This window comes from Tateyamaria sp. ANG-S1 (assembly GCF_000814025.1).
In the GTDB taxonomy this organism is placed as follows: Bacteria; Pseudomonadota; Alphaproteobacteria; order Rhodobacterales; family Rhodobacteraceae; genus Tateyamaria.
Genome location: NZ_JWLL01000006.1, coordinates 930181 through 951564 on the forward strand (window position 1 = coordinate 930181; position 21384 = coordinate 951564).

Annotated in this window: 23 protein-coding genes; 7 read left to right on the forward strand and 16 right to left on the reverse strand. The window is 61.3% G+C overall.

The genetic code is table 11. The features are described 5' to 3' along the window. Positions 1-2: 2 nt before the first annotated feature. From RA29_RS15940 to fabD, 12 genes are all read right to left on the reverse strand, one after another. Positions 3-566 (reverse strand): HK97 family phage prohead protease, encoded by a 564-nt coding sequence (locus RA29_RS15940; protein ID WP_039687527.1) that lies wholly within the window; start codon positions 564-566, stop codon positions 3-5. 17 nt (positions 567-583) lie between these two features. Beyond that, on the reverse strand, positions 584-811 hold the full coding sequence (locus RA29_RS15945) for a hypothetical protein (RefSeq protein ID WP_039687529.1): 228 nt from the start codon (positions 809-811) through the stop codon (positions 584-586). Beyond that, positions 804-1988 (reverse strand): phage portal protein, encoded by a 1185-nt coding sequence (locus RA29_RS15950; protein WP_039687925.1) that lies wholly within the window; start codon positions 1986-1988, stop codon positions 804-806. The genes RA29_RS15945 and RA29_RS15950 overlap by 8 nt, the downstream gene beginning before the upstream one ends. A gap of 232 nt (positions 1989-2220) precedes the next feature. After that, positions 2221-3447, reverse strand: a complete 1227-nt coding sequence (locus tag RA29_RS15955) for a terminase family protein (RefSeq protein WP_082029571.1) — start codon at positions 3445-3447, stop codon at positions 2221-2223. 52 nt (positions 3448-3499) lie between these two features. Next, positions 3500-3844, reverse strand: a complete 345-nt coding sequence (locus tag RA29_RS15960) for a hypothetical protein (protein ID WP_039687531.1) — start codon at positions 3842-3844, stop codon at positions 3500-3502. A gap of 357 nt (positions 3845-4201) precedes the next feature. Next, a complete protein-coding gene (gene mltG, locus RA29_RS15965) occupies positions 4202-5368 on the reverse strand; it encodes an endolytic transglycosylase MltG (RefSeq protein WP_039687533.1) in 1167 nt (388 codons plus the stop codon). Beyond that, positions 5368-6627 (reverse strand): beta-ketoacyl-ACP synthase II, encoded by a 1260-nt coding sequence (fabF, locus tag RA29_RS15970; RefSeq protein ID WP_039687535.1) that lies wholly within the window; start codon positions 6625-6627, stop codon positions 5368-5370. The genes mltG and fabF overlap by 1 nt, the downstream gene beginning before the upstream one ends. A gap of 528 nt (positions 6628-7155) precedes the next feature. Beyond that, positions 7156-7692 (reverse strand): GNAT family N-acetyltransferase, encoded by a 537-nt coding sequence (locus RA29_RS15975; RefSeq protein ID WP_039687537.1) that lies wholly within the window; start codon positions 7690-7692, stop codon positions 7156-7158. 148 nt (positions 7693-7840) lie between these two features. Further along, the gene (locus tag RA29_RS15980) at positions 7841-8074 is read right to left on the reverse strand and encodes an acyl carrier protein (protein ID WP_039687539.1); all 234 of its coding nucleotides are present in this window, start codon (positions 8072-8074) and stop codon (positions 7841-7843) included. A gap of 226 nt (positions 8075-8300) precedes the next feature. Beyond that, positions 8301-9038, reverse strand: a complete 738-nt coding sequence (fabG, locus tag RA29_RS15985; protein WP_039687541.1) for a 3-oxoacyl-[acyl-carrier-protein] reductase — start codon at positions 9036-9038, stop codon at positions 8301-8303. A gap of 14 nt (positions 9039-9052) precedes the next feature. Continuing rightward, positions 9053-9472, reverse strand: a complete 420-nt coding sequence (locus tag RA29_RS15990; RefSeq protein WP_039687929.1) for a hypothetical protein — start codon at positions 9470-9472, stop codon at positions 9053-9055. Between the two features lie 88 nt (positions 9473-9560). Further along, positions 9561-10490, reverse strand: coding sequence for an ACP S-malonyltransferase (gene fabD, locus RA29_RS15995; protein WP_039687543.1), 930 nt, complete (start codon positions 10488-10490; stop codon positions 9561-9563). Between the two features lie 175 nt (positions 10491-10665). Here fabD and RA29_RS16000 point away from each other — a divergent pair, with 175 nt between their 5' ends. After that, positions 10666-11895, forward strand: coding sequence for a cytochrome b/b6 domain-containing protein (locus tag RA29_RS16000; protein WP_039687545.1), 1230 nt, complete (start codon positions 10666-10668; stop codon positions 11893-11895). 174 nt (positions 11896-12069) lie between these two features. Here the strand turns inward: RA29_RS16000 and RA29_RS16005 are convergent, their stop codons facing one another. Both RA29_RS16005 and RA29_RS16010 read right to left on the reverse strand, forming a co-directional pair. Next, positions 12070-12654, reverse strand: a complete 585-nt coding sequence (locus RA29_RS16005) for a YceI family protein (protein WP_039687546.1) — start codon at positions 12652-12654, stop codon at positions 12070-12072. A gap of 133 nt (positions 12655-12787) precedes the next feature. Next, positions 12788-13273 (reverse strand): hypothetical protein, encoded by a 486-nt coding sequence (locus tag RA29_RS16010; RefSeq protein WP_039687548.1) that lies wholly within the window; start codon positions 13271-13273, stop codon positions 12788-12790. A 240-nt stretch (positions 13274-13513) separates the two neighbouring features. Here RA29_RS16010 and rpsF point away from each other — a divergent pair, with 240 nt between their 5' ends. The 4 genes from rpsF (at position 13514) to RA29_RS22020 (ending at position 15427) form a co-directional block, all read left to right on the forward strand. Next, positions 13514-13867, forward strand: coding sequence for a 30S ribosomal protein S6 (gene rpsF, locus RA29_RS16015; RefSeq protein ID WP_039687931.1), 354 nt, complete (start codon positions 13514-13516; stop codon positions 13865-13867). A 17-nt stretch (positions 13868-13884) separates the two neighbouring features. Beyond that, positions 13885-14112, forward strand: coding sequence for a 30S ribosomal protein S18 (gene rpsR / locus RA29_RS16020; RefSeq protein WP_005608650.1), 228 nt, complete (start codon positions 13885-13887; stop codon positions 14110-14112). Positions 14113-14124: 12 nt separating this feature from the next. Further along, positions 14125-14760, forward strand: a complete 636-nt coding sequence (gene rplI, locus RA29_RS16025; RefSeq protein ID WP_039687554.1) for a 50S ribosomal protein L9 — start codon at positions 14125-14127, stop codon at positions 14758-14760. Positions 14761-14863: 103 nt separating this feature from the next. Then, positions 14864-15427 carry a DUF4329 domain-containing protein gene (locus tag RA29_RS22020; protein ID WP_152613033.1) on the forward strand — a complete coding sequence of 188 codons (564 nt, stop codon included), beginning with the start codon at positions 14864-14866 and terminating at the stop codon, positions 15425-15427. Between the two features lies 1 nt (position 15428). Here the strand turns inward: RA29_RS22020 and RA29_RS16035 are convergent, their stop codons facing one another. Together RA29_RS16035 and tig are read right to left on the reverse strand one after the other, a co-directional pair. Beyond that, a complete protein-coding gene (locus RA29_RS16035; RefSeq protein WP_039687934.1) occupies positions 15429-15848 on the reverse strand; it encodes a RidA family protein in 420 nt (139 codons plus the stop codon). A 173-nt stretch (positions 15849-16021) separates the two neighbouring features. After that, on the reverse strand, positions 16022-17359 hold the full coding sequence (tig, locus tag RA29_RS16040; protein WP_039687936.1) for a trigger factor: 1338 nt from the start codon (positions 17357-17359) through the stop codon (positions 16022-16024). Positions 17360-17623: 264 nt separating this feature from the next. Between tig and RA29_RS16045 the strand changes: the two genes are divergently transcribed. Both RA29_RS16045 and RA29_RS16050 read left to right on the forward strand, forming a co-directional pair. After that, entirely contained in the window at positions 17624-18007 is a 384-nt protein-coding gene (locus RA29_RS16045) for a response regulator (protein WP_039687556.1), read from the forward strand. Between the two features lie 50 nt (positions 18008-18057). Further along, on the forward strand, positions 18058-21378 hold the full coding sequence (locus tag RA29_RS16050) for a chemotaxis protein CheB (RefSeq protein WP_082029554.1): 3321 nt from the start codon (positions 18058-18060) through the stop codon (positions 21376-21378). The last annotated feature ends 6 nt before the right edge of the window (positions 21379-21384 follow it).

Consider the following 21384-nt stretch of genomic DNA (forward strand, 5'->3'; position numbering starts at 1 on the left):
GTTCAGCGCTGCGCCAACTCCGCGCGCGCAGCCCGCAAGGCCGCCGCCATGTCGCGCAAATGGACATCCGCGTCCGAGGGCACATCCTCGGACTTGGCCGCCACCCGCGCACTGGGCAGCATCGGGAAAGTGACCAAAGACACCTCCCAAAGCTCCAGTTCGGTCAAGAGCCGCTGGCCCTTGTCATTCTTCGTGGCCTTGACGGTGCGATATCCGATGCTGAGCCCATCAATGGCCCGCGCCCCAATCAGTTCCGCCGCCTCGCGGCCCTTGGCAATGGACGGCAACAACCGCCCCTTCACCCACAGCCCCTTGGCATCCTCACGCACCTCGTCCCACACCCCGATGGGATGAGCCGGATCATGCTGCCACAACATCTTCACGGACCGCCCCTCGGCAGCAATGGCCTTCAAGGACGCCGCATAGGCCCCCTTCGTCACCACATCGCCACCCTGGTCACAGGCGCCAAACAGGCTGGCATACCCTTCGATCACCGTGCCATCCTGCACCTCGACCCCCTCGCCAAAGCGCGCAAATTTCGTCTCCAGACCGGTTTCCACCTGCATCCACTCACTCCTTTTCATTAGTGGGGAATAGCCGCCATGATCGACTGAAACCCGGTCGCCAGAACGACCGCGACAACGCCATAAACGGTCAGCCACAACCGCTTCTCCAACCGCTCCATCAACGTCTCCAGACGCTGCAACCGGTCGGAAATATTGGCAAAATGGACCTCGGTCAGGCGCTCATGGGCCTCCAGCTTCAATCCCGGTCCACAGGCGAATTTCTCCCACAGCTTGGCATCATCCATCCGCATCGTCCTCGGACACCGCAGGCAAGCCCAGCAAACGCCGCTTCTCCGCCACGCTCAGGAAATCGGCCCCAGCCACCCGCGCCCACTGCGCATCACGTTCCGCAGCCAACGCAGGCACCTGATCCAGATCCGGGGCCAAGACCACATCCTCACCCGTATGCGCGCCCAACCACTCGGCCAGAGCCGCCGCCACGCGGGTCGCCAGCGGCAATACTGTCAGGCGGTAAAAAGCCCGGTTCGCCTCCTGATAATTGGCGTAAGTGGCATCACCCTGAATGCCCAACAGCATCGGCGGAACCCCAAAGGCCAACGCAATCTCCCGCGCCGCAGCCTCCTTGGTCTTCTGGAACTCCATGTCCGACGGCGAAAAGCCCATCGGTTTCCAGTCCAACCCACCTTCCAGCAGCATCGGGCGCCCCGCATTCCGCGCACCCGAATGGTTGGTCTCAATCTCACTCACCAACCGCTCATACTGATCGCCCGACAGCTGCGACTGCCCATCCGCCCCGCGATACACAATCGCCCCAGACGGCCGCGCCGCATTGTCCAAGAGCGACTTCGACCATCGCGACGCCGCCGTATGGACATCGAGCGCCATGGCCGCCGCCTGCATGGGCGAAAACCCGTAATGGTCGTCCTGCGGATGAAAGCTCTTGATATGACAGATCGGGCTCACCGCCCCACCCGCATCAAACCGATGCTTCGCCCCGCCAACCGCATATTCATAGGCCACAGGCCAGCCATCCGACCCCGGGACCACCGACATCCGATCCGACCGCAGGACATGCAATTCCAGCGGCGCGCCACTTTCCCCAGCGACCGCCTCAACATACGCGTTCCCGGACAACAGCAACTGCGCGTAAAGCGCTTCAAGCAACTCCGCACGCCCCTGCCCCGGATTGGGCCGCTTGATCAGCGACAGGATCGGATGCGTTTCAAACCGCTGCTCCATATCCTGCAACACCAGCGGCAACGCCGCCGCCGCCTCTGCAATCAGCTTGACGGACCGAAAGCCCACGGGGTTCCCGGAAAAACCGGCCCGCGTCAGCGACACCGCATCACGCGGCGACCACGCCACACGCCCCCCCGTCTGCCAGGCCACCACCTTGCCCGTCGCACTCGCCTTCTGTTCCGGCACATCCGCCTGCGCCCGGCTCCGAAAGAAATCAAACACACCTGTCTCCTTCACATGATCCCGAGAGAGGCCAATCCCCCGTCCGTCCAAAGAAAAAGGCGGCCCAAACCGGAACCGCCTCACCGACCGGGACACCGCCCCGATCCTTCATCTTGCCAAATAAACTCTCCCCGAAGGGCCGCTCTCCATCCAGCGCCGGAACCTATCGTTCCAGCCCTTCATTTCGCCAAATAAACCGCCCCCGGAGGGTCGGTTTCAAACCGCGCGCGGCTCACAAACTCCGCACCCCCGGTCGCCTGTACGCATTCGCAGGCTCAATCATCAACTCATGCAGCGCCCAGACCAGTGCATCGACCCGGTCAGGCGATCCCTCGCCCTCATACCCGGTCCGCGTCATCCGCGTCATCTGATCCTCAAGTTCACCAAGACCCAGAGCATGTGTCACCCGGTCCTGCTCATACAGCGCCGCAATCGGCTCCGCCCGCGCCACCTTCCCCTTAGAGGCATGCACCGTCTTCAGCGACACCAAGGGATCTACCTGCCGGATCACCTCGCTCACCAACTGCCCGCCCTGGTTCACCTCAGCCACCAACCGGTCGGCCTTGTACTTGTCCATCGCGTCAATCGCCGCCTTGGCCCACCCACTCGGCCCCACACCCTGCACGGTGCAATCGGCAATCACATGCGCCCGCCAATCCTGCGGCGGCCCATCCATCGACACCCCCGCGACGATGATGCCGCAGGCGTCAGAGGAGCGCCCGGCACTCACTGCAGGGTCCAGCCCTACCACCACCCGATCCAGCTTCGGTTTCCGTTTCCGCCGCACCGCATCCAACATCGCCGTGGACCAGAACGCCCCATCGACGTCCGTGAGCAGAATACCTTCCAACTCCTGCCGCCCCAACCGCGTCCCGGCATAGCGACGGCGCACCTCTTTCAGGAACGAACCCGCCAGATTGGCGGCATTCGCCTCGGTCGGCGCGTGGGTCATCACGGTGGACGACTGTGCCAGCAAATCCTTCAACACATCCACATTGCGTGGCGTGGTCGTCACGCAACAGCGCGGATCATCGCCCAGCCGCAATGCGAACTGCAGCATGTCCCAGGTCTCCTGACCTTTCTTCCACTTGGCAAGCTCATCGACCCAGGCGCAATCGAACTGCGGCCCCCTCAACCCTTCCGGGTCAAAGGCGGTATGAATGGTGGCGACAGCCCCGTTGGGCCATTCCAGCATCTTCCGGCCCGCATGAAACTTCGGGCGCCGATCCGTCGGGCTACACGCCACGATCCCGCTCTCGCCAAAGACCATCACCTCGCGGACCTGCTCGATGGTCTCGCCCACCAGCGCCACACGCCGGGCCTTTCCCTTGTCCAGCGGCATCGGCCCCTCGACCATCGACCGCACCCATTCGGCACCCGCACGGGTCTTGCCCGCACCACGCCCGCCCATGATGACCCAGGTCCGCCAATTACTCTCGGGCGGCAACTGGTGTTCCATGGCCCAGAACTCAAACAGAAAAGGGAGGGCGCCAATGGCGCCCTCTCCCAACTCATTCAGAAACCGCTCCTGTGCCTCCACAGGCGCGGAGGCGACCAAGCGCGCACCGTACCTCAGCTCGGGCAAAGTCAAGGTTGAGAGCGTATCCGTTTTGGGCAATGCCACTCCGGGCTTGTCGAAATTCGTCAAGCTTCTTCTCCATACCTTCCAGGTTGGCAACCGTGCGGGTCAGCGCCGCAAGCTGCTTATTCACCTCGGTTTCCTTCAAATCCTCCCCGGCTCCAGCCTCTTCTATGAAGGCTTTGAACTGCTTTCGCATCGTCTTCAGAGTGTCCTGCATCGAAGAGACAAGCTCCTCACTGCGGGCCTCTTCAGCCTCCGGGGTAATCAATGTCATATGTGTTATGACCTCTCATGCGTTGGGATTGTCTCCGCACGAGCGAAACGAAAAAGCGACCACCGGGTCACCCCGGGGCCGCTTGCCCACTTCTTCTAGCTTGTCACAAGTTATACGTGTGACCGTTCGCAGAGTCAAGCGAAATCCAGTTGAGGATCGCCCGCTAACCGTACGGTGCCATTAACAAAATCTTACTCGCATGGTTAAAATGTGGTTAACGCGACAGACAACCCACTGAGATCACTCAACAACCCTTGCGTGTCCCCGCGGGGACAAACGGGCGGAGGACACCTCCGCCTTACGGGTGATCCGCTCCGCGACCGTAGGGTGCGCATTCACTGCGCACCGCCACCCGCATCACCCACCATCATTCTGGTTGGCCCGCTCGGCCTCAATCTCGCGCCACCGCGCCACATTGCGATTGTGTTCATCCAGCGTCTCGGCAAAGGCGTGCCCGCCCGTCCCGTCTGCCACAAAGAACACATACGGCGTCTCATCCGGCTGCGCCGCCGCCATCAGGCTGGCGCGCCCCGGGTTGGCAATGGGTGTCGGCGGCAGCCCCTGAATGACATAGGTGTTCCACGGCGTCGCCGCCCGCAACTCCGACCGACGCAAACCACGCCCTAGCACCCCTTGCCCTTTCGTGATCCCATAAATCACTGTCGGGTCCGTCTGCAGCCGCATCCCCCGGTTCAACCGGTTGACAAAGACCGAAGCCACCTGCCCTCGCTCCTCGGCCACGCCGGTCTCCTTCTCGATGATCGACGCGAGGGTCAACAATTCCTCAGGGCTCTGCAGGGGAAGTCCGGGATCACGGGCCTCCCAGGCCGCGGACACCCACAATTCCTGCTGCTCGGCCATCTGCGCCAGCACACCCGAGCGATCATCGCCGCTGCGCACCTCATAGCTGTCAGGGGCCAGCGCCCCTTCGGGCGGGATGTCATCCACTTCGCCGTCCAGCACATCCATGTTGCGCAGCGCGTCCACGACCTGCCAGCTTGTCACCCCTTCGGCGAGCGCGATGCGATAGCGCGTGTCCTGCTCTGCCCGAACCTCGGTATATGCCTCCGGCGCTTCTTCCTCACCGGGTTCAAACTGGGCCCGTTCGACAAAACGATTTGTGGTGGGGTCCAGCTCGCGCACCTGCGCGCTCAACCGGTTCACCCCGATGCGGTAAACCACCTCGGTCCCGCAAGTGCTGGCGCCCCCGCGGGTCACAACATCGACGATCTCTTCCATCGACGCGCCGGGTTCAACCAGAAAGCTCCCGGCCTTCAGCTCTCCCGTCTTGCCTGCATAGTCCGCACCCGTCCGGAAAATCCAGCCATGGGCCACAGCCCCCTGCTCTTCCAGATCGCGGCTCACCCGGCGGAAGTTCGATCCGCGATCCACCTGCACGCAGATCGCCTCGGTCAGCGGCCCCGCGCCTTCATACTGGCCGCGTCCCCACAGGATCAGCCCGCCCAACACGAACAGGGCCACGATCAGGAATGTCAGCGCGTTCGAGGCGATGGATCGCCACATCAGCTGACCTTCCCGAAGATGACGCTCGCGTTCGTGCCGCCAAAGCCAAAGCTGTTGGACAGGGCCACGTCCACCTTGCGCTCCCGCTTGGCATTGGGCGCCAGGTCAACGGGCGTATCGACGGCCGGATTGTCCAGGTTGATCGTCGGCGGACAAACCTGATCCCGGATCGCCAGGATCGAGAAAATCGCCTCAATCGCGCCCGCAGCGCCCAGCAAGTGCCCCGTAGCCGACTTCGTCGAGGACATGGTCACATTCGCCGCATGATTGCCCAGCAAGCGCTCCACCGCGCCCAACTCGATCGTGTCGGCCATGGTCGAGGTGCCATGCGCGTTGATATAGTCGATGTCCGACGGCTCCAGCCCCGCATTGCGCAGCGCGGCCCGCATGGACCGCTCACCGCCCTCGCCATCCTCGGACGGCGCGGTGATGTGGTAGGCGTCACCAGACAGGCCATAACCCCGAACCTCGGCATAAATCTTGGCACCCCGCGCGACAGCGTGCTCATATTCCTCAAGCACCACAATGCCCGCACCCTCGCCCATGACAAACCCATCCCGGTCCTCATCATAGGGGCGGCTCGCCGATTGCGGATCGTCCGCACGTTTGGTGGACAGCGCCTTGCACGCATTGAAGCCAGCAATCCCGATCTTGCAAATCGCCGCCTCTGCCCCGCCCGCAATCATCACGTCCGCGTCGCCATGCTGGATCAAGCGGCTCGCGTCGCCAATGGCATGTGCACCCGTGGAACAGGCCGTCACCACCGAATGGTTCGGCCCCTTGAACCCGTACTTGATGCTCACCTGGCCCGAGATCAGGTTGATCAGCGCGCCCGGCACAAAGAAAGGCGACACACGGCGCGGCCCTTTCTCTTCCATCATCACAGCCGTGTTGGCGATGGAGTTCAAACCACCGATCCCAGAGCCGATCAGCACGCCCGTCCGCTCCAGGCTCTCGGTGTCCTCGGGCATCCAGCCTGCATCCTCGACCGCCTGCTGTGCGGCAGCCATACCAAACATGATAAAGGTATCAACCTTGCGCTGCTCCTTGGGCGCCATGTAGGTGTCGCCATTGAACGTCCCGTCCGAGCCGTCCCCGCGGGGCACTTCACAAGCGTATGTCGTAGTCAGACCCTCTGGATCAAACTGCGTGATCGGGCCCGCGCCCGATTGGCCGTCCAGAATACGGCTCCAGCTCGCCTCGACCCCGTCCGCCAACGGCGTCACCAGTCCAAGACCTGTCACGACAACTCTGCGCATCTGCTCATGCCCCTCTCTTTTCTGGCTCGCCTCTTACCGCGCCCGCTGGCCCCTGTTCAAGTCCCGAGGGAGGACGGCGCGCGTACTCGATGGTGTGCCTGATGGCTTTGATGACTGGCACCCAGATACTCCATCGGGTGGTTAGCAGCTTTGCAAGCAAAGCTACCCCTGCCACTGGCCGCGTCTGCCTGCTCAGCCGGAAACCGGTTCTCTTAGCTACTCCACGGTGTGGCCGACAGCTTTGCAAGCAAAGCAGTCCTTGCCACTGGCCGCGTCTGCCTGCGCAGCCGCGACCGCTTTCGCTTCGGAGCCGCCTTTGCTGCGTCGGATAAGACGGATGAGCGGATACGAGCCAAGTTAAATCGCCGGGGGCCCCGCGTGCGGGGAGACGGCTATTTAACTTGGGGCGGATCGGATTACCCGTCATGTCCAGAGCATCAAAGGAGGATCAAACGCGAAAGATATTCGCTTTGGTGAGTCTGCAGCGCCAAATAAAAAATGTCGTGCGCCGAAAGGCGCTCAATTGGATCACGCCTGAGGCGGAGACTTCCGCAGCTTCAACTGGATCGGCCCATCGTCATCGTCTGCCTCGCGCATATCCACGTAGCCCAACTGCTCTGCAATCCGCGCCGAAGCCTCATGGTCCGGGTCCATCATGCAAACGACGGGCCCCGTGACGACGCGATCAAACCAATCGTGGGCCGCCTGCGCGGCCTCAAGTCCAAGTCCTCTGCCCTGCGCTTCGGGGGCAAGCACCCAGCCCGCCTCGGGGATGGAATCGAAATCCTCGCCCAAGCCCCGCGCGCCGTAGAAAAAGCCGACCTGCCCGACAAGGCGTTGGGTCGCGTGCTCTTCAATGCCCCATTGACCAAAGCCCGTCATCTGCCAATGGCCCGCGTTCACCAGAAAGGCCCGCCAGCTTTCGCTGCGTGCGCGCGGCTTGCCACCGATATAGATCGCCACCTCGGGCATCGCCCAAATCTCGGCAAAGCGATCAAACTCGCCCGGCCGCATTGCGCGCAAGGTCACGCGCGCCGTGTTGATGGTCGGCACATGTCTGCCCATGTCTGTTGTCCTGCCCGAACATGTTTTTGTTTTTTCCGATCTTGTCCCCACGGGGACGTCAAAGGCAAGGGGACATTGCAGGCACATAAAAAAACGGCGTCCTTTCGCATGAAAGAACGCCGCCGGATCAGGCAAGGGCCTGAATGACTTACGAGGCTTTCGTGATGAAGCCCACTGCGTCGCCGAAGGTCTGGATGGTTTCGGCCGCGTCGTCGGGGATCTCGATGCCGAACTCTTCTTCGAAGGCCATCACCAGTTCCACGGTGTCCAGGCTGTCGGCGCCCAGATCGTCGATGAAGGAAGCGTTTTCGCTGACCTTGTCTTCGTCAACGCCCAGGTGTTCCACAACGATCTTTTTCACGCGATCGGCGATGTCGCTCATATGACTGTCCTCATTCTGTCCGGGGCAAATATTCCCGCCCCCAAGTGGTGTCCCCGCGCAAACGGGGCTCTGGTCTTGCCCCCTTGGGGCGGTGAGACAATGGGCCGAATGGTGGCCCGCTGCCGGAATCTGCGCCGCCTATAGCACATCCCGGAAAGATGGCAATACGCAGCGTGGTGGGCCAGGATCTACTGGTCCNNGGACCAGTAGATCCTGGCCCTCGCGCCTACAACATGGCCATGCCGCCATTGACGTGCAAGGTCGTGCCCGTGACATAGGCCGCCTCTGGGCTGGCCAGATACAGCGTGGCGGCGGCAATTTCATGCGCCTCGCCCATGCGACCGGCAGGAATTTGCCCCATGATTCCAGTCTTTTGATCGTCGGTCAGCTTGTCGGTCATGGCCGTAGCAATAAAGCCCGGTGCAATGGCGTTCACCGTGATCCCGCGGCTCGCCACTTCGTAGGCGAGCGATTTCGACATGCCCACCATGCCCGCCTTCGATGCCGCATAGTTGGCCTGACCCGGGTTGCCGGTCGCGCCAACTACGGACGAGATATTGACGATCCGCCCCCAGCGCGCTTTCATCATGCCGCGCATCACACCTTTGCAGAGCTTGAAGGTCGAGGTGAGGTTCACGTTGATCACCGATTGCCATTCGTCGTCCGACATACGCATGAAGATGTTGTCGCGCGTGATACCAGCGTTGTTGACCAGGACGTCCACCGCACCCATCGTCTCGATCGCCTTCTTGGGCAGGGCATCGACCGCATCGGGATCGCTGAGATTGCAGGGCAGAACATGTGCCCGCTCGCCCAACTCTCCTGCCAATGCCTCAAGCGGGTCGGTGCGGGTGCCGCTTAGGCCAACGGTGGCACCTGCGCCGTGCAGCGTGCGCGCGATCTCGGCTCCGATGCCGCCCGATGCGCCGGTGATCAGCGCTGATTTTCCTGTCAGATCAAACATTTCTGTCCCTTGGTCTATAATTGCTCAAACGCTTGCGGTGTGCGTTCACCCAAAGCGTAACGCATCACATCCACAGTGTCGAAGACGAGCGAAATCGCCATGACGGCGACAACCACCAGAATGATGCGTTTCGGCCATGGCGGCACCGTGTCCTGTGCCCGCAGGCGTATCAAGTAATATGCAATCGGAAACCAGAACAGCATATGCGGCAGCCCCAGAAGCTTCACATAGCCCAGCTGTTCATACATCAGGTTCGTCAGGAACGCCGAGGCGAAGCTGCCGACAACTGTGATCACTGCCGCAAGTCGTGTCGCTTTCCAGATCAACAGGCTGATCGGCAGGATGAATGCCCCGAAAAACAGGATGTTGAGCCAAATGCCGATCCAGGCCGGTTGCAGTGCGATGGCTTCGCTGAGGGTGAGCGTGTCTTGCATGATGATGTCCCGCGTTGTGATGCAGCTGATCAAAGCGCTCAAGGCTGCATTTCAACTCACGTTGTTGGCACCGGGAAATCCCGCGCGATCAGCCGACGGCCGCCTTCACATCGTCGGGCGTGCCCACGGCACGGGTCGCAATCGAGCGGTCGATCCGGCGGATCATGCCCGAAAGCGCCTTGCCTGCGCCAATCTCCCATATCTCGGTGACACCCTCGGCGGCCATGTACATCACGCTTTCGCGCCAGCGGACGGAGCCGGTGACCTGATCGACCAGGTGGTTGCGTACGAGTGTGCCGCTTTGGCAGCTATGGGCGGTGACGTTCGGAATGACCGGCACTGCGGGTGTTTCAATGTCGACGTGGCTGAGCGCTTCGGCCATGGCTGCGGCGGCGGGTTCCATCAGGCTGCAATGGAAGGGGGCGGAGACGGGCAGCATCACCGCCCGCTTTGCACCCCGGGTCTTGGCGATCTCTACGGCCCGCTCAACGGCACCTTTGTGGCCCGACACGACAACTTGGCCGGGGTCGTTGTCATTGGCGGCTTGGCAAACTTCGCCATCGGCCGCCTCTTTCGCGACTTCAGCGGCGGTCTCAAAGTCAAGGCCCAGAAGTGCGGCCATGGCACCAATGCCCACAGGCACCGCCTCTTGCATGGCCTTGCCGCGTGTGCGCAGCAGGCGGGCAGTGTCGGCCACGCTGAGCGCGCCCGCTGCACAGAGCGCAGAGTATTCGCCCAGAGAATGACCGGCCACGAAGCTGGCCTTGTCGATGGTGATTCCTTCGGCCTCAAGCGCGCGCATGGCCGCGATAGATGTTGCCATCAGCGCGGGCTGCGCGTTTTGCGTCAGCGTCAGCGTGTCCTGATCGCCCTCCCAGATCAGCGCACTTAGCTTTTCGCCCAGCGCCTCATCCACCTCATCGAATACTGCTTGGGCTGCGGGATAGGCCTCGGCCAGTGCTTTGCCCATACCCACGGTCTGGGCACCCTGCCCTGGAAATACGAATGCCACGCTCATGGCCTGCCCCCTTTTTGGTCTTTTGGTCCTGCACGGGGTGTAATGGGACGGCACGGGCCAGACAAGAGAGTGTCGCACGGCATCTGTGCGCCAATTGCAGGTTGCCGCGACGGACATGCGCATAACATTAAACGCAAAGGTGTTATACCTGCACACCACGCTTTGGAGACCTCTGATGGCCCTCGCCAACACCGCTGACCGCTATGGCAGCCTGACCAAGACCTTTCACTGGCTGACCGCCCTTCTGATCATCACACTGATCCCACTGGGGGTGGTGGCCAACAACATGGCCTACGATATCAAGACAGGGGCAGAGACATCCGACGCCTTTGTTGCACAGACCGCGTGGCTGTTTTCACTGCACAAGACGATGGGCGTTGCCGTGTTCTTCGTGGCGCTGGCCCGGATAGCCTGGGCGCTGAGCCAGCCGAAGCCCGGCCTGATGCACCCCGATCGCAAGGTCGAAAGCCTTGCCGCCGAGACCGTGCATTGGCTGCTGTATGGATCGCTTGTGGTGGTGCCGCTGTCGGGCTGGATTCATCATGCCGCCGCCGTCGGTTTTGCCCCGATCTGGTGGCCCTTTGGCCAGAACCTGCCGCTGGTGCCCAAGTCCGAGGCGCTGGCAGGCGCCATGGCAGGCGCGCACTGGGTGCTGACCAAGGTGCTCGCCGCGGCGCTGATCCTCCATATCGCAGGTGCTTTAAAGCACCATATCATCGACAAGGACGCCACGCTGAAACGGATGTGGTTCGGGCCTTCGGACGTACCGACAACAGCGCATGGACACAAGCACGCGGCCCCCGTTACCGCTGCCCTCGCCCTCTGGGCGCTGGCCCTGTCGGGCGGCGCCGCGCTTGGTGTCTATGCGCCGCACAGCGATGTTGTCTCCGCCGCCGAACTGGAGGTGGTGCAATCGGATTGGCAAGTGCAGGACGGCACCCTGGCCATCACGGTCACGCAGCTTGGCTCGGAGGTCGAAGGGCAGTTCGCCGATTGGACGGCCGCCATCAGCTTTGACGAAACTGTCGAAAACGGCACCGCCGGCACCGTCGAAGTGACCGTGTCGATCGGGTCGCTGACGCTGGGGTCGGTCATGGATCAGGCGATGGGCCCGGATTTCTTCAACGCGCAGGAGTTTCCAACGGCAACTTACGTGGCCGACATCGTGCCGGTCGTGGATGGATACGAAGCCCAAGGCACGCTGACCATCAAGGGTCAGTCTATGCCGGTGACCCTGCCCTTCGGCCTGTCCATCGACGGTGACACCGCGTCGATGGCCGGGGGGCTGACGCTGAACCGTCTTGATTTCAATGTCGGAGAAACAATGGCCGATGAAAGCTCGCTGGCCTTTGCGGTGGGTGTGGACGTGGACCTGACCGCAACCCGCGCGCCCACCAGCGAGTGACGCAACATGCGTTTCTTCTGACCGAAAATACCACCGCCGGAGGCACATCCAGGAGGGTCTGAAAAGGCCCTCCTGAATAAAATCATGTCGCGCCAACGGCGCGCCCATCCGGCAGCAGCAACCAAAAAAGGCCGCGCAATGATGCGCGGCCTTCTCTGTTCCGTGAGTGGGTTTTTAGCTGGCTTCGGCCTGCAGCGCTTCGATGGAGATCTGGACCTCAACCTCATCGCTCACGGCTGGGGCAAAGGCGCCGACGCCGAAATCGGACCGAAGGATCGTGGTCGTCGCGTCAAAGCCTGCGGTGGGCGTGCCCTGTTGAGGGCCAAACGGATATGGGCCGGTCTGGTTCAGCGTAGCGTCCAGAACAACCGACTGCGTGATGTCGTTCATCGTCAGATCACCGGTGATCAGCGCAGTATCTTCGCCCGTCACTTCGATGCTGGTCGAGGTGAAGGTGATCAGGTCCTCGTCCGTTGCCCCAAAGAAGTCGTCAGACATGAAGTGTTCTTCACGCGCCTCCCAGCCGGTGAACATCGACTTCGTGGGCATCGACACGTTCACGCTGGAATTGGCGGGGTTGTCCTTGTCGAACATGATCTCGCCTTCAAAGCCGGAGAACATGCCGAATGTGGTCGAAAAACCAAGGTGGCTGTAGGAGAAGATGACCTGGCTGTGGCTGGCATCCAGCGTATAGCGTTCAGCGGCGGCAGCGAGCGACGCCGAAGCGGCAAGGGCCGAGGCGAGGAGAAGGGGTTTCATGGCAGGGGCTCCACAAGAGTTGCAATACCACGATAAGATGTCGCACCCGCCCCTGTAAGCAACTGCACATCCCTCAACATATTGTGCGCATGGCTGAACATCGCCGATCCGCATAAAGCGCGAGGCTCAGGTGTTACAGTTTCCCGGCATCCTGCAAGGCGTGGCAGAGGCTGCTGCGGACCCGTGCATCGGCTAGGGAGACATCGGCCAGCATGTCCCCGTTGGCGGCCTTGAGCACGACGCGGTCGCCAAGCATCTCGGCCTTGCCCAGATCGCGGATGGCGATGCGGCGCACCAGCTTGCGGTCCCGCACGTTGCGGGCAATCACGCGCACTTCGCGGCGCACAGTGTCGATTTCAACATCCGGGGATTCCTGCACCCGGCGGTCCTGCAGGATCATGAAACCAGCAAGGCTCAGGAACAGGGAGACGGCGAGTTTCATCACCAAAAGGTCAGGCCCGGCATGCGCGGTGGGTTCCAACCAGACGCCGATGGCAGCCAACACGAGGACGACACCCGCCGTGCGCATGGCGAAACGCGCCACGGTGGCTGTGTCCATCCGGGCGCTTGGTGCGTTGCAGTCGTTGGTGTCGGTGGTAGCGTCGAACGTGGCAGTCATGGCAGTGATCCTCCAGGTTGGTTAATCGCCTTGGTGTCTGCAAAACGTGACCAAAATACGACCTGTACGTGAAAAGGCCGTGATAGGCGCACGGGGCCAATCCACCCTTGCGTTGCAAGCCCAGCGGTGTATACGGGCGCATCCCTGCAAATCCGTTTTGCCGCGCAGTCTCTCGTGACCGACCCGCAGGGCTTTGATGGCCGGTCTATGAAATGCGCCTTGATAGAAGTGGAGAAGTCCATGCCTCTTTATGAGCATGTGATGATTGCCCGTCAGGACCTGTCGAACACGCAGGCCGAGGGTCTCATCGAACATTTTGGCACCGTCCTGTCGGACAATGGCGGCACCCTCGTGGACAACGAGTACTGGGGTGTGAAGACCATGGCCTACAAGATCAACAAGAACCGCAAGGGCCACTACGCCTATATGCGCACCAACGCCCCCGCTGCCGCCGTGCAGGAGATGGAGCGCCTGATGCGCCTGCATGACGACGTCATGCGCGTTCTGACGATCAAGGTGGACGAGCACGCCGAAGGCCCCTCGATCCAGATGCAGAAACGTGACGAACGCGACAGCCGTCGCGAGCGCCGCTAAGGAGAGGGAGCTAAACCATGGCTGCAAAACCATTTTTCCGCCGTCGCAAAGTGTGCCCCTTCTCGGGCGAGAACGCACCCAAGATCGACTACAAGGACACGCGCCTGCTGCAACGCTATATCTCTGAGCGTGGCAAGATCGTGCCTTCGCGCATCACTGCCGTATCGGCCAAGAAGCAACGCGAGCTGGCCCGTGCCATCAAGCGCGCCCGTTTCCTGGCGCTGCTGCCCTACGCCGTGAAATAAGGAGCGACTGACATGCAAGTTATCCTTCTCGAACGTGTGGCCAAGCTGGGCCAGATGGGCGACGTCGTGGACGTCAAGCCTGGCTACGCCCGGAACTACCTGCTGCTGCAGAAAAAAGCGCTGGTCGCCTCTGAGGCGAACATCGCCGATTTTGAAGCGCAGAAAGCACAGCTGGAGGCCCGCAACCTGGAAACCAAGAAAGAGGCCGAGGCCCTCGGTGAAAAGCTGGACGGCCAGCAGTTCGTCGTGATTCGCCAAGCCTCCGATGGTGGGAACCTCTATGGCTCCGTCACGCCCCGTGACGCAGCCGACGTGGCAACCGCCGAAGGCTTCAGTGTCGATCGTAAGCAGATCGTGATCCCGAACCCGATCAAGGAACTGGGTCTGCACGACGTGCACGTGACCCTGCACCCTGAAGTGGACGTGGTCATCAAGCTGAACGTGGCCCGCTCGGAAGAAGAAGCCGAGCTGCAAGCCTCGGGCAAGTCGATCCAAGAGCTGGCCGCCGAAGAGGAAGCCGCTGCAGAGTTCGAAATCCAGGAGCTGTTCGACGATATCGGTGCCGCCGCATCCGACGACGAAGAGCTGGCTGAGACCGCTGGCATTGCCACCGAAGAGGCACCGGCAGAAGACGAGCCCAAAGCCTGACCTTAGGCCCAACCGACCGAATAGAAACCGCGCCCATTCGGGCGCGGTTTTTCTTTGCCGATGCGGTTTGACCTTTGTGGGTCCTGTCGCCAGTCTGCGCCGCATGACACGATATCTTGGCCTGTGCCTCTTTCTGACTGCCGCCTGCGATGCCCTGCCTTCGCATTTGAATGTGGCCGACATCGTGATGGCCCCCCGCCCCATTCCGCAGACTGCTGCCGAAGTCGCCTTTGCCACTGATCTCTTCAACGACTTACAGGTGCGGTCGATTGATGAAGGCCGGGAGTATTGCGGCCTGATCGGGGTTGATGCGTCTGGCGACTACGTGGCGACGACGGCGCGGCGCGGGACGGCGATCAGTTGTTTGCCACCCCAAGGTGCGGGAAGCGATGTGACAGTTCTGGCGTCGTATCACACCCATGCGGCCTACGATCCGGACTACCTGACCGAAATCCCGTCCTTCGATGACATGCGCACGGACATTGAGGACGGCACCGATGGATACATCGCTACGCCGGGCGGGCGGCTATGGTACATTGATGCCCGCGCACAGGAGGCGCGGCTGATTTGCGGGGCGGGCTGTCTGGTGAGTGATGTCCGGTTCGAGGAAGACCCGAACTTTCCAGTCCGCAATCGCTATACGCTACAGGATCTTAGCGCATTTTGACCTAGCCTGCGCTCTCCGCTGGCAGATGCACCACCATCTCGACTTCGATCTTGAGCCCCGGCATTGCGAGGGCGGCCACACCGATACCCGTGACGCTCGGTCGGGCGCCTTGCAGGAACGCCGTGAGCGGTGGCATGGCGACTGACATCGCTTCGTCATCGAGGTCCGTCATGTATATACGCATTTGCACGATGTCCTGCGGTTTCGCCGAGAGGGCCGCCAGCGCATGCTTCAGGTTTTCGATGACCTTTGCCACCTGCCCGTCAAGCGATGACGGTGCATCGCTTCCGTCTGTAGACAGGGCGACCTGACCGGACACAAAGGCAAGCCTGCCCGGACCGGCGATCGAGATTTGCGAATAGCCGAGGTCACTGGGATCCGGCAGGGTGTCGGGGTTCAAGCGGGTGAGCGTTGCGGCCATGTCTTGTCCTTTCATGACGACGATAGGCAACAGATAGGGTCGTGTGCCCCGCCACAACAGGTGGACCGCCGGGGCCCGCGCGTGACCGCCGACCGGTGCGCACCCCGCCAAAAGAAAAGGGCCGCACCGATCACGGTGCGACCCTCCTATTGTGTAACGTCTGACAGGTTGGCTTAGCTGTCTTCTTCTTCTAGCGCTTCGACGGCCTTTTGCAGGTCGTCCTTGCTGACTTCCTTGTCGCTGACAGTGGCGTTCTCGACGATGTGATCAACCACCTTGTCCTCGAACAGCGGAGCACGCAGTTGCTGCTGCATCTGGGCGTTTTGCTGAACGAATTCAAAGAACTGGCGTTCCTGGCCAGGATACTGGCGCGCCTGCTGCATGATCGCCTGGCTCATCTCGGCGTCGGTCACTTCGACCTCGGCCTTCTGACCCAGCTCGGCCAGCAACAGTCCCAGGCGCACGCGGCGCTCTGCCAGGGTGTTGTGCTCGTCCGTGGGCTCGACTTCAGGATGATCGTGGCCTTCGACCTCGGGGTTTTCCTCGTGCCAGAGCTGGTGGGCGATCTGCTTGGCTTCGGCTTCCACCAGCGAGGGCGGCAGGTCAAACTTCACAAGGTCGTCCAACTGGTCCAGCAGCGCGCGCTTCATCACGGCGCGGGCGGCACCGGCATATTCGCTTTCCAGCTGCTCGGAGATGCGGGACTTCAGACCGGCCAGATCTTCGGCCCCGTATTTCTTGGCCAGCTCGTCGTCGATCTCGGCGGCGACGGGTTCCTTGACCTCTTTGATGGTGCAATCAAAGACGGCTTCTTTCCCTTTCAGGTTTTCAGCCTGATAGTCTTCGGGGAATGTGACGGTCACGGCCTTTTCTTCGCCCGCCTTCGCACCGACCAACTGATCTTCGAAGCCGGGGATGAAGGAATTCGACCCCAGCACCAGCGGGTAGTCTTCGGCGGAGCCGCCTTCGAACGCTTCGCCGTCGACTTTGCCCACAAAGTCCATGACGACCTGATCGCCGTCCTTGGCCTTGGAGCCTTTCTTGCGGGCCTTGAAGTCCTGCGCGTTCTCGGCCAGCGAGCCCAGTGTTTCGTCAACCGCGGCGTCGTCGGCTTTCACAACCAAACGCTCCAGCGACACCTTGCCCAGATCAACCTCGGGTATCTCGGGCAGTGCCTCATAGGACATCTCGACATGCACGTCGTCGCCTTCTTTCCAGTCCTCGTTGGTCATCTTGACCTCGGGCTGCATGGCGGGGCGGTCGCCGCTGTCTTCGAAATGCTTGTTCATGGCGCCGTCGATGCTTTCCTGCATCGCTTCGCCCATCAGGCGCTGGCCGAACTGCTTTTTCAGCAGGGCCATGGGCACCTTGCCCTTGCGAAAGCCCTTCATCTCGACATCGGGCTGCGCCTCGGTCAGCTTTTCGTTGACCTTGTCGTCCAGCTCGGCGGCGGTCACGGTGATGGCGTAACCGCGTTTCAGCCCTTCGTTCAGCGTCTCGGTGACCTGCATGTGTGCTCCCATAGCATTAAAGCCCCCTGACCGGGGGCTGTTCGTAAATTCGCGCCCTTCTATGCAGCGTGAGGCCTGTGTGCAAGGGCCTTGGCGCGCCGGTTCGCGCAAATTTACAATGGCGGCGAATGACCCCCTTCAGATGGGACGCAGAAACTGTCGCAGGGCCTTTTGTGCAAAGGGATGGTGGGTCAGACATTTATTTGTTATGCTAAGTATGTCGCACTAGTTGAATGGTGCGCGCTGTCGGTCAGGACACACCCAATGCAACATCAAAAGAAAGTTCTGCTGATCGAGGATGATCAGTTCAGTCGCTTCATGATGAAGGAAGTGATCGACATGCTTGGCGTCCATGTGGACATTGCCGAGAATGGCAAACAGGGCTGCGACACACTGGATGAAAACCCCGAAGATTACGGGCTGGTTCTAATGGATCTGCACATGCCGGAGATGTCCGGGATTGATGCGGCCAAGTATATCCGCACACAGGTTCCGCCGAACGCCGTTCCTATCATCGCCGTGACGGCCGACATCGACTACCATGATGACGGCGTGGTGGAGAAGCTGGGCATGAACGGCTACGCCAGCAAACCGGTGTCGCCCGGGCACCTGATGGAACTGATAGATCAGTATTGCCAGGTCCACTGACCCCATCCATAGAGACGAGCGCATCGCCGCGAAGAATACCCGAGGACTGAATGAGCGCGGATACGCCTGAACAGAAGACCACCACTCCCTCAAACGATACCACCGAAGCGCGAACAAAAGAACCCTTGCGTGTGATTGGCATCGCTGCATCGGCAGGCGGGCTGGAAGCGGTATCGCTGTTGGTTCAAAACCTGCCGCAAGAGGCCAACGCGGTCTATGTCATCGCGCAGCACATGTCGCCCACGCACAAAAGCGTGCTGTCAACGCTGATTTCCCGCGAAACCAGCCTGCCCGTGCTGGAGCTGAGCGCCGAAACCGAACCGGAGCGTGGGTCGATTTACGTGACCCCGCCAAACACCGATGTGGTTCTGGGAAGCGGCATTCTGCGCTTGCGCAACCCGTCCGGTCACGTGGCGTCCCCCAAGCCTTCAGCCGACCGCCTGTTCAAGAGCCTCGCCAACGAACAGGGTGAAAACTGCATGGGCATCGTGCTGTCCGGCACCGGATCCGATGGCAGCTACGGGGTGCAGGCCATCCGCGAGGTGGGCGGCATCACCATCGCGCAGGACCCGGCGAGCGCGAAATATGACGGCATGCCAACCTCGGCCATCGAGACGGGCTGCATCGACCTGACCCTGTCGCCGGAACAGATCGGCACGCATCTTGAAAAGATCCTGGCGCAGCCCCGCAACCTCGACGGATTGCGCAGCCTTCAGGACGAACCGAAGCCCCTGGGCGAGCTCTTTGGCATCCTGCTGGCCCGCACTCAGGTGGATTTCGCCGACTACAAGGAAAACACACTGAACCGCCGCATCGCGCGGCGCATGACGGCGCTCGGCATCCAGAATTACGACGACTATGTCGACTATTGCCGCACCAACATGCCCGAGGTCGACGCGCTGCACCGCGATCTCCTGATCTCGGTCACGCGCTTTTTCCGCGATCCGGACCAGTTCGACAAACTCCACCGCGAGGTCGAAGCCCAGTTGGCCGGACGTGATGACGGACCGATCCGGGTCTGGGTCGTTGGCTGCGCGACCGGCGAAGAGGCCTATACCATCGCCATCATTCTGGCCGAGGTTCTCGGCGGTGTTGATATGCTCGCCCGCCGAAACGTGCAGATCTTTGCCACCGACATCGACCAGAACGCCATTGATGTCGCGCGCCGTGGGATCTACCCCATCGCCGCGGCCTCGGACATTCCGGTCAAGCTGCTGAGCAAGTATTTCAGCGTCGGCAACACAGAAATCACCGTACGCCCCGAGCTGCGGTCCGCCACCCTGTTTTCACACCACAACGTTTTCCAGGATCCCCCGTTCATCAACGTGGACCTGGTCAGCATTCGCAACCTGCTGATCTATTTCAACCTTGCCTTGCAGGAGCGCGTGCTCAGCCGGTTGCACTACGCCATGGCGGCAGGCGGCCTTTTGTTTGTTGGCACCTCCGAAACAGTAGGCGAGATGGGGGTATTCTTTGAAGGCCGTCAGGGGGCCGAAAAGGTCTTTATCAAGCGGCGTGGCATTTCCGGTGAGTTGTCCATCGATTCCACGGTGCGGGGATACCGGGGCGGCATGCGCGCCTATCCCGCCGGAGACAAAGCGCAGGCCAAGACGGTGCAAGGCGAACGTCGCGACCTGTCGCTGGCCCGCGCTGTGGCCCCCGATGGCATGATCTGCACGCAGAACGGCAACATCATCGAGGTGTTGGGCGATCTGAGCCCGTTCATGGAAATTCGGGCGGGCGCCTCGACATCGCTGAATGTGCGGATGCTGATCGACCCGCTGCGGACTGAGGCGATGAGTCTCATGGCAGTTGCCATACGCAACAGCGCCAGACGCACGGGCAGATGGCACAAGGTGTCGTTGCCGGTCGGCAACCATGTGCAATTGCAGGTCTTTCCCTTCATCAGCCAGCGCGGTGGCGAGCCGCAATGCCTGATCGCTGTCAACTCCAAGTTCGAAGAGGTGGGCGAAGCGTCCATTGAGGACATCGCGAAGCTTGATCATCGCGCCTACGTCGAGAAGATGGAGCTTGAGATCAAGTCCACGCAGGAGGCCCTGCAACAGACCATCGAAGAGCTGCAAACCGCGAACGAAGAGCTTCAATCTTCGAACGAGGAACTTCAGTCCACCAACGAAGAGTTCCAGGCCACCAACGAGGAGTTGGAAACCTCCAACGAGGAGTTGCAGTCCACGAACGAGGAATTGCTGACCGTCAACGAGGAATTGCAGATCAGTTCGGCGGAGCGTCAGGCGCTGGCGTCCGAGTTGGAAGCGACCATGACGTCGGCCCCCTACTCCGTCGCCCTTGCCGATCAGGCCCTGATGGTTCGGCGCATGTCACACGTGGCCATGGACTTTTTCGGGGTGGGAGAGATCCCGCCCACAGGCATCCACCTGAGCCAATGCAACCTGCCTGCGGGCTTTCCCGCGCTGGCACCGATTGCGAACACCGTCCTGCGTGTTCAAGAGCCCCGGCGCGTGCCCGTCCTGTCGCATGGGCGCTACTACACGATGCTGATGTCGCCCGTGCACGACGTGCATCGCAAGCTGATTGGCTTGTCGATCACCGTCACCAAAGACATCAGTGATCCAATGAACCTGATTGTCGATATGATGAGCCGTGCCAGCAATATCGCGCATTGGTCGCACAACCTCGATACCGGTGAATTGACGTGGTCGAAGGACATGTTCGCCATGCATGGCCGCTCGGATTCGGGCGATATGCCCACATGGGAAGAGACGATCGACATGATCCACCCGGCCGACCGGGGGTCCTATCGCGCGATGATCGATGCGCTTCTGGCAGACGGAACGTTCAAGACATACGAGGCGCGCATCTTCGGCCCGGAGGGCCGCATCGTGAAGACCAAGGGCAGCATAACGCTGATCCGCGATTCCGAAGGCGAGCCGGTACAGATGGTTGGCGTAACCTGGAATGATGCTGTTGGTCTGGCCCGCGACATTCAGCTGTCCAGCCTGGAAGCCGTGCAGGATGACCTTGGCATCGGCTTTTATTCCTTTGACATCGAAAACAATACTGGCCTCTGGAGCAAGGCGATGTTCGAAATCCTGGATTTCGACACCGAACGCCATACACCATCGGTCGAGGCGCTGTTGACCCGGGTTGTCGAAGAAGAGCGCGCTGCACTTGCTGACGATTTCCAGGCCGTACTGGAACGCGGCACACCGTTTGATCGCACCGTGACCCTGGTGGGCGATACGGGTGTGCGCTTAGCCTGCACGTGTCTGGGGCGGGCACGGTCGTCTGATACGGGCCGCATCAGCCATGTCTTCGGCAGTTTGCGGGTTCTTGGCGCCCACGAGGTTTCGGAAAAACACGACGCCGAACAGGTTCAATCGGCGGGTTAACCCTCC

Coding starts and splice junctions, on each gene's coding strand:
- RA29_RS15940 (WP_039687527.1), bottom strand. CDS start 566: ATGCAGGTGGAAACCGGTCTGGAGACGAAATTTGCGCGCTTTGGCGAG.
- RA29_RS15945 (WP_039687529.1), bottom strand. CDS start 811: ATGGATGATGCCAAGCTGTGGGAGAAATTCGCCTGTGGACCGGGATTG.
- RA29_RS15955 (WP_082029571.1), bottom strand. CDS start 3,447: ATGGAACACCAGTTGCCGCCCGAGAGTAATTGGCGGACCTGGGTCATC.
- RA29_RS15960 (WP_039687531.1), bottom strand. CDS start 3,844: ATGACATTGATTACCCCGGAGGCTGAAGAGGCCCGCAGTGAGGAGCTT.
- mltG (WP_039687533.1), bottom strand. CDS start 5,368: ATGTGGCGATCCATCGCCTCGAACGCGCTGACATTCCTGATCGTGGCC.
- fabF (WP_039687535.1), bottom strand. CDS start 6,627: ATGCGCAGAGTTGTCGTGACAGGTCTTGGACTGGTGACGCCGTTGGCG.
- RA29_RS15975 (WP_039687537.1), bottom strand. CDS start 7,692: ATGGGCAGACATGTGCCGACCATCAACACGGCGCGCGTGACCTTGCGC.
- RA29_RS15980 (WP_039687539.1), bottom strand. CDS start 8,074: ATGAGCGACATCGCCGATCGCGTGAAAAAGATCGTTGTGGAACACCTG.
- fabG (WP_039687541.1), bottom strand. CDS start 9,038: ATGTTTGATCTGACAGGAAAATCAGCGCTGATCACCGGCGCATCGGGC.
- RA29_RS15990 (WP_039687929.1), bottom strand. CDS start 9,472: ATGCAAGACACGCTCACCCTCAGCGAAGCCATCGCACTGCAACCGGCC.
- fabD (WP_039687543.1), bottom strand. CDS start 10,490: ATGAGCGTGGCATTCGTATTTCCAGGGCAGGGTGCCCAGACCGTGGGT.
- RA29_RS16000 (WP_039687545.1), top strand. CDS start 10,666: ATGGCCCTCGCCAACACCGCTGACCGCTATGGCAGCCTGACCAAGACC.
- RA29_RS16005 (WP_039687546.1), bottom strand. CDS start 12,654: ATGAAACCCCTTCTCCTCGCCTCGGCCCTTGCCGCTTCGGCGTCGCTC.
- RA29_RS16010 (WP_039687548.1), bottom strand. CDS start 13,273: ATGACTGCCACGTTCGACGCTACCACCGACACCAACGACTGCAACGCA.
- rpsF (WP_039687931.1), top strand. CDS start 13,514: ATGCCTCTTTATGAGCATGTGATGATTGCCCGTCAGGACCTGTCGAAC.
- rpsR (WP_005608650.1), top strand. CDS start 13,885: ATGGCTGCAAAACCATTTTTCCGCCGTCGCAAAGTGTGCCCCTTCTCG.
- rplI (WP_039687554.1), top strand. CDS start 14,125: ATGCAAGTTATCCTTCTCGAACGTGTGGCCAAGCTGGGCCAGATGGGC.
- RA29_RS22020 (WP_152613033.1), top strand. CDS start 14,864: ATGACACGATATCTTGGCCTGTGCCTCTTTCTGACTGCCGCCTGCGAT.
- RA29_RS16035 (WP_039687934.1), bottom strand. CDS start 15,848: ATGGCCGCAACGCTCACCCGCTTGAACCCCGACACCCTGCCGGATCCC.
- tig (WP_039687936.1), bottom strand. CDS start 17,359: ATGCAGGTCACCGAGACGCTGAACGAAGGGCTGAAACGCGGTTACGCC.
- RA29_RS16045 (WP_039687556.1), top strand. CDS start 17,624: ATGCAACATCAAAAGAAAGTTCTGCTGATCGAGGATGATCAGTTCAGT.
- RA29_RS16050 (WP_082029554.1), top strand. CDS start 18,058: ATGAGCGCGGATACGCCTGAACAGAAGACCACCACTCCCTCAAACGAT.